This is a genomic window from Pseudomonas syringae pv. tomato str. DC3000 (assembly GCF_000007805.1).
In the GTDB taxonomy this organism is placed as follows: Bacteria; Pseudomonadota; Gammaproteobacteria; order Pseudomonadales; family Pseudomonadaceae; genus Aquipseudomonas; species Aquipseudomonas avellanae.
Genome location: NC_004578.1, coordinates 4,771,513 through 4,787,016, shown reverse-complemented (window position 1 = coordinate 4,787,016; position 15,504 = coordinate 4,771,513). Strand labels below are relative to the sequence as shown.

The 15,504-nt window shown below is 61.1% G+C and carries 11 protein-coding genes; all 11 read right to left on the bottom strand.

The genetic code is table 11. The features are described 5' to 3' along the window. Positions 1-181: 181 nt before the first annotated feature. The gene (locus PSPTO_RS22005) at positions 182-1,066 is read right to left on the bottom strand and encodes an alpha/beta fold hydrolase (protein ID WP_011104920.1); all 885 of its coding nucleotides are present in this window, start codon (positions 1,064-1,066) and stop codon (positions 182-184) included. Between the two features lie 296 nt (positions 1,067-1,362). Then, complete coding sequence (locus PSPTO_RS22000; protein WP_005764714.1) at positions 1,363-2,055, bottom strand: 16S rRNA pseudouridine(516) synthase; 693 nt, start codon at positions 2,053-2,055, stop codon at positions 1,363-1,365. 59 nt (positions 2,056-2,114) lie between these two features. Then, positions 2,115-2,348 (bottom strand): cysteine-rich CWC family protein, encoded by a 234-nt coding sequence (locus tag PSPTO_RS21995; RefSeq protein ID WP_005764716.1) that lies wholly within the window; start codon positions 2,346-2,348, stop codon positions 2,115-2,117. 7 nt (positions 2,349-2,355) lie between these two features. Beyond that, the gene (locus tag PSPTO_RS21990) at positions 2,356-5,691 is read right to left on the bottom strand and encodes a dermonecrotic toxin domain-containing protein (RefSeq protein WP_011104919.1); all 3,336 of its coding nucleotides are present in this window, start codon (positions 5,689-5,691) and stop codon (positions 2,356-2,358) included. 110 nt (positions 5,692-5,801) lie between these two features. Next, on the bottom strand, positions 5,802-7,616 hold the full coding sequence (gene atzF, locus PSPTO_RS21985; RefSeq protein ID WP_011104918.1) for an allophanate hydrolase: 1,815 nt from the start codon (positions 7,614-7,616) through the stop codon (positions 5,802-5,804). Positions 7,617-7,651: 35 nt separating this feature from the next. Next, a complete protein-coding gene (uca, locus tag PSPTO_RS21980; protein ID WP_011104917.1) occupies positions 7,652-11,332 on the bottom strand; it encodes an urea carboxylase in 3,681 nt (1,226 codons plus the stop codon). 109 nt (positions 11,333-11,441) lie between these two features. Further along, complete coding sequence (locus PSPTO_RS21975; RefSeq protein ID WP_005764727.1) at positions 11,442-12,059, bottom strand: urea amidolyase associated protein UAAP2; 618 nt, start codon at positions 12,057-12,059, stop codon at positions 11,442-11,444. Positions 12,060-12,070: 11 nt separating this feature from the next. Continuing rightward, entirely contained in the window at positions 12,071-12,796 is a 726-nt protein-coding gene (locus PSPTO_RS21970; RefSeq protein WP_005764729.1) for an urea amidolyase associated protein UAAP1, read from the bottom strand. Then, positions 12,793-13,575: an ABC transporter ATP-binding protein gene (locus tag PSPTO_RS21965; RefSeq protein WP_007246818.1), complete on the bottom strand. Its 783-nt coding sequence runs from the start codon at positions 13,573-13,575 to the stop codon at positions 12,793-12,795. Before PSPTO_RS21965 ends, PSPTO_RS21970 begins: the two co-directional genes overlap by 4 nt. Then, complete coding sequence (locus PSPTO_RS21960) at positions 13,572-14,387, bottom strand: ABC transporter permease (RefSeq protein ID WP_005764735.1); 816 nt, start codon at positions 14,385-14,387, stop codon at positions 13,572-13,574. The genes PSPTO_RS21965 and PSPTO_RS21960 overlap by 4 nt, the downstream gene beginning before the upstream one ends. A gap of 27 nt (positions 14,388-14,414) precedes the next feature. Further along, the gene (locus PSPTO_RS21955) at positions 14,415-15,482 is read right to left on the bottom strand and encodes a putative urea ABC transporter substrate-binding protein (RefSeq protein WP_005764738.1); all 1,068 of its coding nucleotides are present in this window, start codon (positions 15,480-15,482) and stop codon (positions 14,415-14,417) included. Positions 15,483-15,504: the final 22 nt, after the last annotated feature.

Genomic DNA, 15,504 nt, shown 5'->3' with positions numbered 1-15,504 from the left:
CTGAGAGCTGCTCTGAGAGCTGCTCTGAGAGCTGCTCTGAGCGGCTGACTTTGTACCAGAACCCTGCCTCGATTTGAAGCGCTAATTTCTCCCCGCAGCGCTTTCCCTGCCGATTGCCGCAAAGAAAACCACCCGCCAGCCCCTGACGGCCACGCGCCAGCGGTGGTTCTCTTGTGTGATTTCAGAAGGCGAGCGCACGATGGTCGTGAACCCCTCTATAAACACCGCTCGACGCTTCCCCCGGTTGCAGGAATTTCATCAGCGCCTGTTTTGAGTCGTTGCAGGCGGCTTTGTGTTCCATGTCCAGAAAATGACCGGTGGCTTCGATAGTGCTGAAGCTGCAGTTCTGCAGGTATCGGGAGAACTGTGTGGCGTCGCTGGCGGAGGTGTATTCGTCCCAGGCGCCGTTGATGAACAGGACCGGGGCTTTGATCTGCTGGCCTGCCGTCAGGTAGTTGTCCGGGTCAAGCTCCAGAATCTGGCTGAAGTGGTAGTGCATCTGGTCATACTCATGACCGTCGAGGGTGCTGACGTGGCGGTAGTTGAAGCGCTTGAAAAGCGACGGCAGGTGTTTGCCGATGGTGTCGTTGATCAGGCGGCCCATGTCATAACGACTGTGTGTGGCCAGATGGTCGAGGCCCTTGCCCAGGTAGTCGCGCATGGGGCTGTTGATGACGGGCGAGAACGAGCTGATGACTGCGCTTTCGATCCGTTTCGGCCGATGCGCCAAGGCGACCAGTGTCGCAGCGCCACCCCAGGAGAACGACAGCACGTGCTCGGCGTTGAAATGGTCGATCAGCTCCAGCAGGAGCTGGCCTTCTTCTTCGCGGGTCAGTGGTGCGCCGTGCAGGTTGTGGGGTTTGGACCTGCCCGAGTAGGGCTGGTCATAAAGCACCACGTTGAATGTGGGGTGAAGGTTACGCACGGTCTGCGCAAACGATGCGGTGGTGGCCAGTGAGCCGTTGACCAGAATGATGGTCTTTGCGGCGGCATCATCGGTGCGATAGAACTCGGTATAAACCCGAAACTGTCCTTGTATGTCCAGCACTGCTTTTTCTGGCGACATAGGTGTAACTCCTGGCGTAAACAGGTAGGCGTGCATATGACGTTGCACGGTTTTCGTGACAGGCAGGCGATAGTGATTAAAGGCCCATGTCGATCCGATAAACTGTTCGACAGGTATTGTTATTGGCGGGCAATTTGTCGCGAGTCAGCGGCTCGATACGACAAAGAGTTTCTTGGAATAATAGATGGACGCGTCAGTCGCATAAGGGCTGACACTTGCAGTCAAGCAGTCGAATCCATAATCCGCCAGCACGGTTCGTGAGTTGTTTTGCTATTCCGCCGAACGGCTGTGACTTTCTAAAACAGGGCTATTTCCGCAGCCTGCAGCGAGCGGTAGCCGCCGGGTGGCAGGGCCGGGTCGAGGATCAACGCGCCGATGCTTTCCCGGTGCAGTTGCAACACTTTATTGTCGAAGTGACCGAACATCCGTTTCACTTGATGGTAACGGCCTTCGATGATGCTCAAGCGCGCGCTTCGCGGCCCCAGCACGGTCAGTTGTGCCGGTTGTGTGATGATGTTCTCGAATGAGAAAAACAGACCTTCGGCGAATGTCAGCGCATAGCGCTCGTCGATAAGTTGCTCGGTCTCGACGTAATACACTTTGGGCATTTTGGTGTGCGGCTGAGTCAGCCGTCGCGACCATTGACCGTCGTTGGTAATCAGCATCAGGCCGGTGGTGTTGAAGTCCAGTCGTCCGGCGATGTGCAGTTCGTGTTTGTCAGGCTCGTCGAGCAAATCGAGCACTGTTGCGTGCTGCGCGTCGGTCGTTGCGCTGACGCAGCCTTGCGGCTTGTGCAGCATGAAGTAGCGCGCGGCTTTGCCGGGCTGAAGGATTTGCATATCGAACGCTACGCAACTGAACTCACGCACGTCGTAATGCGGGTCTGTGGTGATTTGCCCGTCCACCTGCACCCTGCCGCTGGCCAGTGCCAGACGCACGCTCTTGCGGTTGAAGCGGGGCAGGTTGCTGAGGAAACGATCAAGGCGCATGAGGAGGGCGACGCACAGCGGATGAGACGCGCATCTTACTCTGTGAGAGGGCGGGTCTCCTACGGTCTCTGGCCAGAATCAAAAGCAGGCTTGTGTACAACGCCGAGCGCGCAGCGAGGGCACAGGCACGCCTGATTACGGATGTCTTCCGGCAGGGCGGCAAGCAACGCCGGGTCGATGTTTTCCGAAAAACACCAGCAGGGCTGATCTGCAGTGCGCGGGTCAGCCAGGCTGCACTGGTTGCTGAAACCGCACACAGGGCATAGGCGGGTGTCGGTCAGGGCGGTTGTCATACAGGTATCAGGCACCGTGCTGGATGATCGGAGTAGTGGGTGCATGATAGACCGGGGCGCGGCGCAACACTGCCGATATTGCTGCGCAGCGACAGTGCACCAGCAATATTCGGTCGTAATGAATGCCTTGTACCGACAGACTGTTGAACAGATCAGCCAGTGACGGAGGCGTCATGCCGAAGCGGTTGCGCACGGTCAGCACGTCCGTCGGCGTCGGCGGCAGCCAGCCCCTGAGCGGCGAGGCATTCGAGTTGCGCACCACCCGCGCGATCTCCTCGTAGGGCTCATCGGTGGTGGTCTGGAACTTGGACAGGCTGTAGTTTTTCAGCCTGCCGGGCAGTGACGTGCCGGCGATGAACTTGTCGGTGATCAGCGTGGAGTCGAAGAGTGGCGTTGGCTGAATCAGCGTGTTTGCAGCCGTATTGGAGATCGCGAATGGCCGGACGTTCTTGTTGACGATGCGATGCAGTTTGGGGTCCACCAACTCGTAGCCATGTGGGGCGTAGGTGCGGATCTCCGAGCCGTTGGGGATCTTCACCGTCGCCGTCCACGGCGTGTAATACCCGTGCGTGCTGACCACCAGCGTTCTCGCCTGGCCGCGGTCCGATGTCCACAACACAAACCTGCGGCCCAGTTTCCAGGCATGCACCGGTAGCAGGCTTGGTGATGCAGCCTCGGCCATGCTCCAGCGCTTGAGCAGCGCATCGGTGTGAAAGAACTTCTCCAGCCGGGTCTGGCGCGGCTTCATGAGCCGCTGGCGTAACCGGGCGACGCTGCGCGGTGCACTGAGGGATCCGCCAGCCACCCGCGCGGTGTGCCCGGCAGGCTTCACGATTCGGCTCAGCGTGCGCAGCAACCTCGGCGTTTGCGTGCCCAACTGCATCAAGCCCAGCGATAACGTGGCCAGCAGCGCCTGGTTCTTTTCTGCATAGCGGCCGCCCGGCAAAAGAGTCGCGGCAATGCTCAGTGAGGTGAGGCCGATTTCTGTCGCCAGTGAAGCAACGAAGGCCGGTGTCAGCAACAGCGACATGGGCAACAGCAAACATTGCAAATGCTGCAGGCGCGAGGTCCAGTAGGCCTGCGAAACCTGCTCCGATGTCACGATTCTGTCTTCGGCATCATCCAGTGCGTTTTGTTTGAGAAGTTGGTGGAAAAAGGCAAACGGCGAGCCTTCCAGCCTTTTTTCGCACAATGAATGGTGCAGGGCTTGTTGTGTATCAGGGTTATACAGTGCATCGGTCCACGGACGCAGGATGGACGCGGGCGGGCTCGGGGCCTGAACCCTGCCCCACAGCTTGAACAGGTAGTCCAGGCGTTGGTGATGGCGGACCGGCACATAGCGCATCGCGGCCTCGCGCCAATCGGCTTGCGCCGTTTTCTGATTCAGATAGCCCTCAAGTGCCTTGTCATCGGCGAACTCCATGAAAGCGTCAGGATGCCCTGCCTGATAAAGCACTTTCGGTTTGCCCGGTTGGTCAATGACCAGCAGCCCGGTGTATTGATGCGTCATGCCATCGATCAGCGCGCCCTGGACGAAAAAGCCCAGTGCCAGCCATGGGGGCCGCGCTGAGGTCGCGAGGGCTTCTACGACCTGATCAAAGCCGCCGCGCTTGAGATGGCCGCGCTTGAGGCTGATCAACGCCTGGGTGATGAGCGTGGTCAGGAGTGTCTGCTCGATTGCTGCCTTCTGCTGCCCCCAGAATTCATCAATGCGCCGCGTCATCCAGGACAGAAAACCGAACGCCTTGATGTAGCCCTCAAGTGCTTGCGCAGGGATTGCGAGCAATTGGCCCTGATCCCTTTCGCCTTTGCCGGTGGTGTCGAGAAAGACCACCGTGCGACCATCGCGGTCAAGGTAGCCTTGTGGGTAATCAACGCGATAATTGTTCATCAGCGCTTCGCTCAGGCTGACCGGTTTTTCATCCGGGGTATGAACGTACGTAGACGGATTGCGCGGGCTGCCCAGCGGGTTGATTGAGTTGCCGGACTGATAGGCGATAAACACATGATCCGGGTTGAGCGTCAGGCCGTGGTGTTCCTGTAGATACGCTGTCATTACCTGGGCCGCCATTCTGGACGCCACCGGTATCTGCTGCACAATGCTGGCGTCTGCCTGCCAGAGGTCTACGGCCCCGGCCAGCGCCAGGCTGCGTGTGATGGGGGTGAGCCGTTCTATGTCTGAGTGTGTGTCGCTACTGGACGACGTTTCGGCAAGCAATGCTTGCGTCAGCTCACTGAACAGGTCTTCTGTGGTCAGTCGCGCATCGGCAGCAAGGCGCGCGTCCTGCTCAAGGGCATGCAGTCGGTGGCCGTATAACCCCGAGGCATTCATGGCTGCCAGCAGCCTGTCGGTCATGTGTTGTGGATCATCGCTGATGTATTCGATGACCTTACCCTTGGCGCCCAGCACGTGAATGAAGCAATGCGAGGTGGTTTTCGAGCGTATCTGGAAAATGCCCGGCACGGTTTCGCCGCCGAGTGACAACACGCGAACCTCGGATTTTTGCGCGCACCCGCTTTGTTCCAGCGCCTGTGCGTCGACAGGAAATTCGCTCAGCCCCAAGGCGTCCAGCGCCAGAACGTAGCCATCGAGGCTGATTTGCCGGTAAGCGTATTGGCGGGCCAGCGTGTCCAGAAAGCTCAACCGTGACAACACGCGGAAGGTCTCTGCATGGCGGGCCCGGAAAGCCTCGAGCATTGCGCTGTAATCGCGGTCCAGAGGCAGCTCGCTGACCCACCTGAACGCCTGCGTGGTGCTCAGTGACGGGGTCTCGTCAGACAGCGGCATGTCAGTGATATCGCTGCGATTCAAGGCCACAAGCAGCGCCGGGTCGAAGGTAGCCAAAGCCAGCTCGGTCAGCGACAGGCGAGCGCTGTAACGCTCATGCCCATCGTCGTCCACAGCGGGGTGGTTCTCGGTGCTGAAGGTCATCGTCAGTGTGTCGGGGTTCAGTGTCTTGCCGGTTTTCTCTGTGAGCTGCGTGATCAGTTGTTGGCGAACGTAGTGCTGTCGGGACGGTGGGAAGTCCATGTCCAGCTGGCAAGCCTTCAGGAGCAATGCCGAGTGTGCAATCAGCTTAAAACCGGGGCTTGCGCGCAAGGCCTTGAGTTGGCGTTCGATGTGCGCAGACTGCCCTTCAGGTTCGCGCTCTTCAGGCAGCAGCGGCGTGGGGTTTTCAGGCGGTGGGAAAGGGAACGGTGGCACTGTAAATGGCCGCGCAGCGTTGAGCGTATCTTGCCGTGCGCTGCCGTGTTCGGGCCGCAGGATACCGGGCTGCTCCAGCAGGGAAGAGTAGGATTGAAACAAGGTGTCTTGGCGAAGCGGATTCCAGGGGTGGTTCATGACGGCCGGTCAAAATGAATGGATGCTCACTATGTCGGAAGGCGTGCCTGCAAACGGCATAACTATTTATCGAGAGACAGGTGGCATACCCAGGCATGCCACCTGTTCGGTCACAGCTGTTGCAGGTAGGCGCGCCAGCCGCCGAGGTGGCTGATATCGCGAGCGCCTTCAAGCCCGGACGTTTCGCAAATGAAGCCGGTTTCCCAGCGACCATCGGCCAGTTGCACTTTGCCTAGGCCGAGCGGTGCCGGAATACCGGTCAGGAACGAGCCCAGTTCGGCGCTCGGCAGCTCCCAGACTTCAACGGCAATCGCTACGCCGTGCTCGGCCACCCGCACCATGCCGGGCCTGAACGGCGGGCCGCCGGCCAGTGCGTAAAGTTGATAGTCGGCTGAGCTGTATGTGACCTCCAGCAAGCGGGCACCGCGTTGTATGAGCTGCCAGTTCAGCGCCAGGCCGTCCAGGTGCGCGCCGCAGACCACCAGCCGGGCCATGTCGTTGCGGGCGGCATTGCTCGGCGCGGGCAGCGACGGGCTGTCACCGCCAATCAGCGGCAGGGCGGTTTGCCGCTGGAATGCATCGGCGAGACTGAGCAGATACTGGTCAGTGAACGCCCGCCCGAACAGCGTCACGCCCCACGGCAGGCCGTTGCTCATGAAGGCGCTGGGTACTGCGATGGCGGCATAATCGAGCAGGTTGACGAAGTTGGTGTAATAACCCAGTTCCGAGTTACGCAGCACGGGCTCGGCGAGCAGTTCTGCCGAGGTTACCGGGCGACCGATGCTCGGTGTCATCACGCAATCCAGTCCCTCCAGCGCCTGATCACACAGCGCTTTCAGCGCTTGCAGGCGGTATTGCGCGCGAAAGGTATCGACCCCGTTCACACCCGGTGCCTTGGCCAGTACGTCGCGAATCACCGGCAATACAGCCTCTGGATGCTCCTCCATCAATGGCCCGGCGATGCTGTAGCGCTCGGCCACCCACGGGCCGTCGTACAGCAGCTGTGCAGCTTCCAGAAAGGGCGACAGGTCCAGCGTGACCGCCTCGCCGCCCAGCGCAGTGAGGCGTTCGATGGCGTCGCTAAACAGCTGCGGCCCTTCGCTGCAGCCGAAAAACGCCAGGTCTTCACTTCGCGGTACACCAAAGCGCAACGGACGGGGCGCGCCGAACGCCGAGGCGTCGTTCCACTGCGGGTTGCGACGGCTATACGCGTCGCGCGGGTCAAACCTCGCGACCAACCCCAGCAACTGGCTGGCCTCTCTTGCCGTGGCGGTGAAGGTGGAAACGCAATCCTGCGTGCGGCAGGCGGGCACCACACCCGCTGTGGAGATCAAGCCCTTGCTGGCTTTCATGCCCACCAGATTGTTCAGCGCTGCAGGCACTCGCCCCGAGCCTGCGGTGTCGGTGCCCAGCGAGAAACTGCTGACCCCCAGCGCGACCGCCAGCGAAGAGCCGGAGCTTGAACCGCCGGACGGATATTCGTTAAGAATGCTGTTGGGACAAACGCCATAGGGCGAGCGACTGCCATTGAGGCCGGTGGCGAACTGGTCGAGATTGGTCTTGCCCATTGGCACTGCGCCCAATGCGATCAGTTGTTCGACAATGGTCGCCGAGCGCTCTGGCGTGTAGGCGTAATCCGGGCAGGCGGCGGTGGTTGGAATGCCGGCCAGGTCGATGTTGTCCTTGATCGCGAAAGGTACGCCGTACAGCGGCAGATCCTTGAGGTCACGGCCCTCCAGTGCGGCCAGATAAGGCTCAAGTTCAGCCGGGCTGAGCAGGTGAATGAACAGGTGATAAGCGGGATTGAGCGCAGCGGCCTTTTCCCGCAGGGCCAGAATCAGCTGGCGCGGCGACAGATGGCCGGCCTGGTAGGCGGCGCGTACGGTGTCCAGACGAAAGTTGTTCGGCAGAGCTGTGTCGTTCATGACAGGATTCCCTCGAAGTTGAAAAGTTGATCGGTTCAGTCTGCTGCCAGCACTACGACCCGTTGCCCGGCGCGGACTGCCGAGCCAGGTTGCACCCGCACTTCCTGCACCACGCCTGCGACCGGTGCGAGCAACGGGATTTCCATCTTCATCGACTCCAGAATCACCAGCACATCGCCTGCTTCGACACGCTCGCCGGGTTGCACCTGGACCTGCCAGAGGTTACCGGCAATGTGGCTCTCGACGCCTTGCTGGCCCGCTTGCAGCGGCAGTTCTTCGATGTATGGCGCGACACCTTCGTCGCTTTGGAAATCAGCCTGGCCGTTGGCAATCCAGCGTTCACGTTCGGCGTTGAATGCGCCCTGTTGTTGAGCGCGGAACGCCGCGATGCCGTCAGCTTCACGCGTCAGAAAGGTCTGGTAATCGGCCAGGTTCAGAGTGCTGTGTTCGATGTTCAGCGCAAAACGGCCCAGCGGAAAATCGCGGCGAATGCGCAGCAGTTCATCGGCGCTGACCGGGTAGAAGCGGATCTGATCGAAGAAGCGCAACAGCCACGGCTTGCCTTCAAAGGCTGCGACTTCGCGGTAGCGATTCCACATCTGCAACGTGCGCCCGACAAATTGATAACCGCCGGGGCCTTCCATGCCATACACACACATATAGGCACCACCGATGCCGACCGAGTTTTCGGCAGTCCAGGTACGCGCCGGGTTGTACTTGGTGGTCACCAGACGGTGACGCGGGTCCAGCGGGGTGGCAACCGGCGCGCCCAGGTACACATCGCCCAGGCCCATGACCAGATAGCTGGCGTCGAACACCGTGCGTTGCACTTCGTTGAGGTTGGGCAGGTCGTTGATGCGCCGGATGAACTCCAGATTGCTCGGGCACCACGGCGCGTCCTTGCGCACGGTGGTCATGTATTTCTCGATGGCCAGCTGGCAGGCCGGATCGTCCCAGGACAGTGGCAGATGGACAATGCGTGAAGCGACTTGCAGGTCTTTCGCTGCACACACGGCGTCCCATTCGCCAGCAATAATGACGAGCAGTTGATCAAGCGGCAGTTGCTCGGGGCGATAGTGGACTTGCAGCGAGCGAATGCCCGGCGTCAGGTCGATCACCCCTGCCAGCGCCTTGGCTTCCAGCGCCAGCATCAACGCATGGCCGCGCAGCCGCAGCACCAGATCCAGCTCGGGCGCGCCGATTTCCAGCAGCAGGTGAGTGTCGCCGGACAGCCGCGCAACGAGGCGTTTGTCGCCCTGACCGATGTCGAGAATGATCGGGCTGGGCAGGCTGGCTACCTTGTGTGGGAGCGAGCTTGCTCGCGAAGAGGCCGGTACATCCGATGCATTTTCTGTGTCTGGAATAGTGCCTTCGCGGACAAGTCCGCTCCCACTGGTGTTAAGCGGACCTTGTGGGAGCGGGCCTTGTGAGTTCATTGCTGCATGACACGCCTCGACACTCACTGGATAAAACCTGACCTTGTCCCCGGCCTTCAACTGTCCCAACTGCCACAAGTCCGCTTCGATGATGGTCACCGGGCACACGAAACCGCCCAGGCTCGGGCCATCCGGGCCTAGGATGACCGGCATGTCGCCCGTAAAATCCACCGCGCCAATGGCATACGGGTTGTCGTGGATGTTGGACGGATGCAGACCCGCCTCACCACCATCCGCGCGGACCCATTCAGGCTTGGGGCCGATCAGGCGCACGCCGGTGCGGCTGGAGTTGAAATGCACTTCCCAGTCGGTCGCAAAGAACGTCTCGATATAGCTTTCGGTGAAGTATTCCGGCGCGGCGTGCGGGCCGTAGATCACTCGAATCTGGCGAACGTCTTGCAGCGCGTCGAGTTGCTCATCGGCGATTTTTTGCCCGGCAGTGCGATCAACCAACCGCGCGATATGCAGCACATCGCCCGCGCGTAAGGCCCGACCGCCATGACCGCCGAACTGGCCAAGGGTAAAGGTGCTTTTGCTGCCCAGATAATCCGGCACGTCCAGCCCGCCACGCACGCACAGGTAACTGCGTACACCCGCCCCGGCAATGGTGCCCAGCGCAAGGGTCGAACCGGCACGCACCAGCAACGCGGTGTTCATGGCGCAGGACTCGCCATCCAGCGTGATTGGAATATGCGCGCCGGTCACGGCGATCACCGCGTCTGTGTTGAAGCGCAGCAGCGGCCCGCTCATGGTGATTTCCAGCGCGGCGCAGCCCTCGGCGTTGCCCAGCAGCCGGTTGCCCTGACGCAAGGCGCGGCTGTCCATCGGACCGGACGGCGGTACACCGACCGCCCAGTAGCCCAGCCGGCCGGGATAATCCTGAACGCTGGTTTGCGTGCCGCCGCTTAACACCTCGAACGTATCGGCGCGATACACCAGACCTTCCAGGCAACGCGTCCACGGCTGACCACCGGCGAAGGGCGCGTCATCGATGATTTGACGCAGGTAGTCTCGGTTGGTCTCTACGCCATACAGGCGCGTATGCTGAAGCGCGGTAGCCAGCCCGGCGCTGGCTTGATCGCGGGTGGGCGCCCAGCTGATCAGCTTGGCGATCATCGGGTCGAAATACGGCGGTATTTCGCAACCGGCTTCGACCCAGGTATCGATGCGCAGCGCATGCCCATCAGCAGGCGGAAAATTCACTGCGGTCAGCAGGCCGGGGCAGGGCTGGAAATCGCGGCCTGGGTCTTCGGCATACAGCCGCGCCTGAATGGCATGGCCGACCGGTTGCAAGCTGGCCTGCAACTGACTGAGCGGCGGCAGATCACCGGCAGCCAGTTGCACCATCCAGCCGACCAGATCGACGCCCCACACCTGTTCGGTAACGCCGTGCTCGACCTGCAGGCGCGTGTTCACTTCCAGAAAATAGAAGCGCTGGTCTTCACTGTCGAACACAAACTCGACGGTCCCGGCGCTGCGATAATTGACCGCTTTGGCCAGCTTGATCGCCGCCGCGCACAGCTCATCGGCCATGCCCTCCGGCAGGTTCGGGGCCGGGGTTTCTTCCAGTACTTTCTGGTTGCGGCGCTGCACCGAGCAGTCGCGCACGCCCAGGGCCAGCACCTCGCCCTGGCCGTCGCCGAACACCTGCACTTCCAGATGGCGGGCGCGCTGGATGTATTTCTCGATGAACACGCCCGCGTCGCTGAAATTGTTCTGGCCGAGGCGTTTGACGGCCTCGAACGAGTCCGCCAGCTCCTCGGCACTGCGGCACACGCGCATGCCGATACCGCCGCCGCCCGCCGTGCTTTTGAGCATGACCGGATAGCCGATATCACGCGCTGCGGCGATGGCCGATTCCAGGCTGTCGAGCAGTTCGGTGCCTTCCAGCAGCGGCACGCCGTGTTGTCGGGCCAGCGCGCGGGCCGTGTGCTTGAGGCCAAACACCCGCAGTTGCTCGGGCGTCGGGCCGACGAAGGCGATACCGGCGTCTTCGCAGGCCTGGGCAAATGCAGCATTTTCGGAGAGAAAGCCGTAACCCGGATGAATGGCATTGGCGCCGCTGGCTTTGGCGATGGCGAGGATTTTGTCCACCGCCAGATACGTCCCGGCCGCGCCGCCTTCGCCCAGGCTGTGGGCTTCGTCGGCCTGCATCAGGTGCAAGCTGGCAGCGTCAGCTTCGCAATACACGGCCACACCTTTGACCTGCAAAGTGCGCAGGGTCCGCAGAATGCGGCAGGCAATGGCGCCACGGTTGGCGATCAGCAGTTTGTCGAACATGGCATAACCACGGAAACCCAGCCGCGCTCGGTTTCGTGGTGGGAAGCGGGCCGTCCCGCTATTGATCTATCTACGCAACGGTCGTCCGTTGCTGAGGACGCTTGCCGGGTCAGTCGCGAATCAGCAACTGTGCAGGCGTCGGGTTGTAGCCGTTGCACGGATTATTCAATTGCGGGCAGTTGGAGATCAGCACGATCACGTCCATCTCGGCACGCAACTCAACGTATTTGCCGGGCGCAGAAATACCGTCTTCAAAGGTCAGGCCGCCGTCGGCGGTCACCGGCACGTTCATGAAGAAATTGATATTGGGGCCGATGTCGGCCTTGGTCAGGCGACCGTCGTGCAGGCAGGCGCGCAGGTAGTTGTCGCGGCAGCTGTGCATGTAGCGTTTTTCCAGGGCGTAACGCACGGTGTTGCTCTCTTGTGCACACGCGCCGCCCAACGTGTCGTGGCGACCGCAGGTGTCATCGATGATGGTCAGCATTGGCCGGCCGAGGTTGGAAAACAGCACGCTGCCGGTGGTCAGGTAAACGCTGTTCTGACGGCGCAAGGTGCGCTGCACGTCATAGCGTTCGCGCGAGTTGGCGAGGCTGAAAAACAGCGTGTCGACGGCCTGATTGCCCTCCAGGTCGAGAATGCGCACGGTTTGCCCGGCCTTCACTTCGGCCAGAAAAGGCTCACCTGCCGCAATGGTCGCGTCGCAGCAATGATGATTATGTGAGTTCATGACAGGGCTCCTCAAGCGAACAGGCGGTCGGTGTTGATGAAACCGCGCTCGTTTTCCGGGCGCGAGGTGCGGCAGTGCTCGGCGACGCTGGCGTCGGCTTTCATCCAGCTGAGCGTGAGCGGTTGCGGCACGTAGTCAGGGTTGGGGTCCATCGGGTGTTGCAGCGCGGTCAGCACCACCAGCGTGTCCATCGGCGCATACAGCTCGATGTAGTCACCGGCTTTCGAGTTGTTCGGGGCGAAGTGCAGCGTGCCCGTTTCGCTGACATCGACGCGGCTGAACAGGTTGAGTGTCATCAACAGGTCCGACAGGCCCAAGCCCCATTTGCCCAGCTCGACCAGCAGGTTGTCGACGCCGTTGCGAAAGAAGCCATTGCGCAGTTCCTGATAGCGGCCCTGGCCGTATTTTTCAGCGACTTCCTGAGCGTTGAGCACGCCACCTATGCTGTCGCTCCAGCCGCAGGTGTCAGTGACGATGGCGGCCAGCACGCGGCCCATGTCCGAATACAGGCAGTGGCCGTTGCTCAATTTGGCCGTGTGCTGACATTTGAGGCTGTCGGGCAGGTTCAGCCGCTCGGTTTTTTCGTGAGCGTTGAGCAGCGTCAGGCTGACGTTGGCATTGCCGTTCAGGTCAGTCAGACGCAGCAGCTCGCCGCGCTTGAGGATGAAAGAGCGGTGGCCGCCACCGGGCAGCAGTTCTTCGGCAAAAACCGGGTAAAGGGTGGTCGAGTCAGTCATTGAACGGGCTCCTCTGAAACGGTAAGCAGCGAATCGATGGCGGCGCGTTCGGCGCGGCGTTCGCTGTTGAGGGGGATGTCGTAAGTGATGCGCGCGCCATACGCACCGGGCTCGTGCGGGTCGTGGCGGACCTTGTCGAACACCAGCAGACGGGTGCCGAGGTTGAAGCCTTCGGACAGGTCGTGGGTGACCATGAACACCGTCAGTTTCGTCTCGCGCCACAACTCCAGCAGCAGGTGGTGCATGTCCTTGCGAATGCCGGGGTCGAGCGCGCCGAAGGGTTCATCCAGCAACAGCACGCGGGGTTTCATGATCAGTGCCTGAGCGATCGCCAGCCGTTGTTGCATGCCACCGGACAACTGCGTCGGGTACTTGTCCAGCGCGTGGCCCAGGCCGACTTTTCCCAACAGTTGCGCGGCCTGCTGGCGTGCCTCGCGTTTGGCCCGACCGAACAGACGGCCTGACCAGGACGCCCGGGGCAGTTCCAGGCCCAGCGCCACGTTGTCCAGCACTGACAGGTGCGGGAACACCGAATAGCGCTGGAAGACCACACCACGGCTCGCGTCCGGCTCATCGCGCAGGGCCTTGCCGTCCAGCGTGATCAGGCCGCGACTGGGCGTTTCCTGACCCAGCAACAAGCGCAGGAAAGTGGATTTTCCGCAGCCCGATGCGCCGACCAGCGTGCAGAACTCGCCTTCGGCCACGTCCAGATTCAGGCCCTCAAGCACCACTTGGTCGTCGTATTGCTGCCAGACATTGCGCACACAGATAAAGCTCATGCGCGGGCTCCTTCGTACCAGGGGAACGCGCGGCGGGTCAGGGCTTTGAGGCCCCAGTCCATTAGCCAGGCAAGCAGGGTGATCCACACCACGTAAGGCAGAATCACGTCCATCGCCAGGTACCGGCGGACCAGAAAGATCCGGTAGCCCAGACCGTCCGTCGAGGCAATGGCCTCGGCGGCGATCAGAAACAGCCATGCCGAACCCAGCACCAGGCGCAGGGCGATCAACAGGCGCGGTAGCAGTTGCGGCAGGACCACCCGCAGAATCAGCGTCCACGTCGACGCGCCCAGTGTCTGGGCCTTGATCAGCAGTTCGATCGGAATTTCCCGGGCGCGCTGTTCCAGATCACGGGCCAGAATCGGCGTGATACCGATCACGATCAGCATCACTTTCGACAGCTCACCCAGGCCGAAGACAATGAACAGAATCGGCAGGATTGCCAGCGGCGGCACCATCGACAGCACCGTCAGCAAGGGCGACAGCGGTGCACCGAACAGTGGCAGAATGCCCGCCGCAATGCCCAGACACAGACCCAACAGCGCGCTGATTCCCAGGCCGATGGCCAGACGCTTGAGGCTCGATGCCGAGTCTTGCCACAACAGGTAGTCGCCGGTTCGCGTGTCTGCGGTGAACGCCATGCGGTTGACCGCATCGGCCATCTGCACAGCGCTGGGCAGCAGTTTGTCGGTGGGGTTTTCCGCAAGCCGGGTGGCCGAGCCCATGAAATAGGCGAACAGCAACAGGGCGAACGGCAGGATCACCAGAATCAGGCGACCGGCGCGATCCGGATGGCGGTTTATCAAGCGCATGGCAATGACCTTTTTACGAAACGTGATTTACAGCTTGCCGTCGGCGGCCATCTGCACGTAGCTGGGGTCAAAGTGCAGCTTGAGATTGGCCTTGTCGCCGAGGACCACGTCATTGGCAAATGTCATGCCGACCGCGTTCGCATCACGCGCGCCTTCACCGAGCAAGCCGTGGGCAAACGAGAAGTCCGCGACCTTGCGCTGGGTGTCGGGCAGTTGTTTGCTGGTGGCGAACTCAAGCGCTTCCTTGGGCGTGGCGAACAGCCTGGTGGTGTCGAGCTGCGCCTGGAAACCGGCCAGATCAGTACCCGATGCCTTGGCCATGTGCTCCAGTGCGGTTTTGCTCTGGGCGTTTTTGGCGTTCATCAGCGCGACCACTTCAAACCATGCGCCGGTCAGGGCTTTGCCCAGGGCCGGGTTATCCTTCAGGGTCTGAGTATTGACGACCATCATGTCCATAATCTCGCCAGGGATCTGGCTGGAGTTGAACACCTCGGTCACGCCAGGCTTAGCCTTGATGTCCGACAGCATCGGGTTCCAGGTGGTGACCGCCTGCACGTCATCGGTATTGAAAGCAGCCGAGATATCGGCATCCGAGGTGTTGACGACTTTCAGGTCTTTTTCGCTGAGCTTGGCGGAGTCCAGCGCACGGGCCAGCAGGTAATGCGACACCGACAGTTCGACCAGATTGACGTCCATGCCTTTCAGGTCGGCGACTTTCTTGTCTTTGCCTTTGAGTACGATGCCGTCATTGCCGTTGGAGAAGTCACTGACGATCAGCGCCGTGCTTTCCACGCCACCAGCGGCCGGGATGGTCAGGGCGTCCATGTTGGTCATGGTGCAACCATCGAACTGGCCGGCGGTGTACTGGTTGATGGATTCGACGTAGTCATTGAGCTGGGTGACATCAATCTTGATGCCGTATTTCTTGGCCCATTTGTCGACGATGCCCTGGCTGCCTGCGTATTCCCACGGCATCCAGCCTGCATAGATGGTCCAGCAGACGTTGAAGTGATCTTTCTGGGCGGCATTCGCCGAGAGGCTCAACGCAGCCAGCAAACCTGCGGTGAGCAGGCTGAAGAAACGAGACTTTTGCATGTTGAGAAATCTCCAGTAGTGA

Excerpts from the sequence above, each read along its gene's own strand:
- PSPTO_RS22005 (WP_011104920.1), bottom strand. The coding sequence starts at position 1,066 with ATGTCGCCAGAAAAAGCAGTGCTGGACATACAAGGACAGTTTCGGGTT.
- PSPTO_RS22000 (WP_005764714.1), bottom strand. The coding sequence starts at position 2,055 with ATGCGCCTTGATCGTTTCCTCAGCAACCTGCCCCGCTTCAACCGCAAG.
- PSPTO_RS21995 (WP_005764716.1), bottom strand. The coding sequence starts at position 2,348 with ATGACAACCGCCCTGACCGACACCCGCCTATGCCCTGTGTGCGGTTTC.
- PSPTO_RS21990 (WP_011104919.1), bottom strand. The coding sequence starts at position 5,691 with ATGAACCACCCCTGGAATCCGCTTCGCCAAGACACCTTGTTTCAATCC.
- atzF (WP_011104918.1), bottom strand. The coding sequence starts at position 7,616 with ATGAACGACACAGCTCTGCCGAACAACTTTCGTCTGGACACCGTACGC.
- uca (WP_011104917.1), bottom strand. The coding sequence starts at position 11,332 with ATGTTCGACAAACTGCTGATCGCCAACCGTGGCGCCATTGCCTGCCGC.
- PSPTO_RS21975 (WP_005764727.1), bottom strand. The coding sequence starts at position 12,059 with ATGAACTCACATAATCATCATTGCTGCGACGCGACCATTGCGGCAGGT.
- PSPTO_RS21970 (WP_005764729.1), bottom strand. The coding sequence starts at position 12,796 with ATGACTGACTCGACCACCCTTTACCCGGTTTTTGCCGAAGAACTGCTG.
- PSPTO_RS21965 (WP_007246818.1), bottom strand. The coding sequence starts at position 13,575 with ATGAGCTTTATCTGTGTGCGCAATGTCTGGCAGCAATACGACGACCAA.
- PSPTO_RS21960 (WP_005764735.1), bottom strand. The coding sequence starts at position 14,387 with ATGCGCTTGATAAACCGCCATCCGGATCGCGCCGGTCGCCTGATTCTG.
- PSPTO_RS21955 (WP_005764738.1), bottom strand. The coding sequence starts at position 15,482 with ATGCAAAAGTCTCGTTTCTTCAGCCTGCTCACCGCAGGTTTGCTGGCT.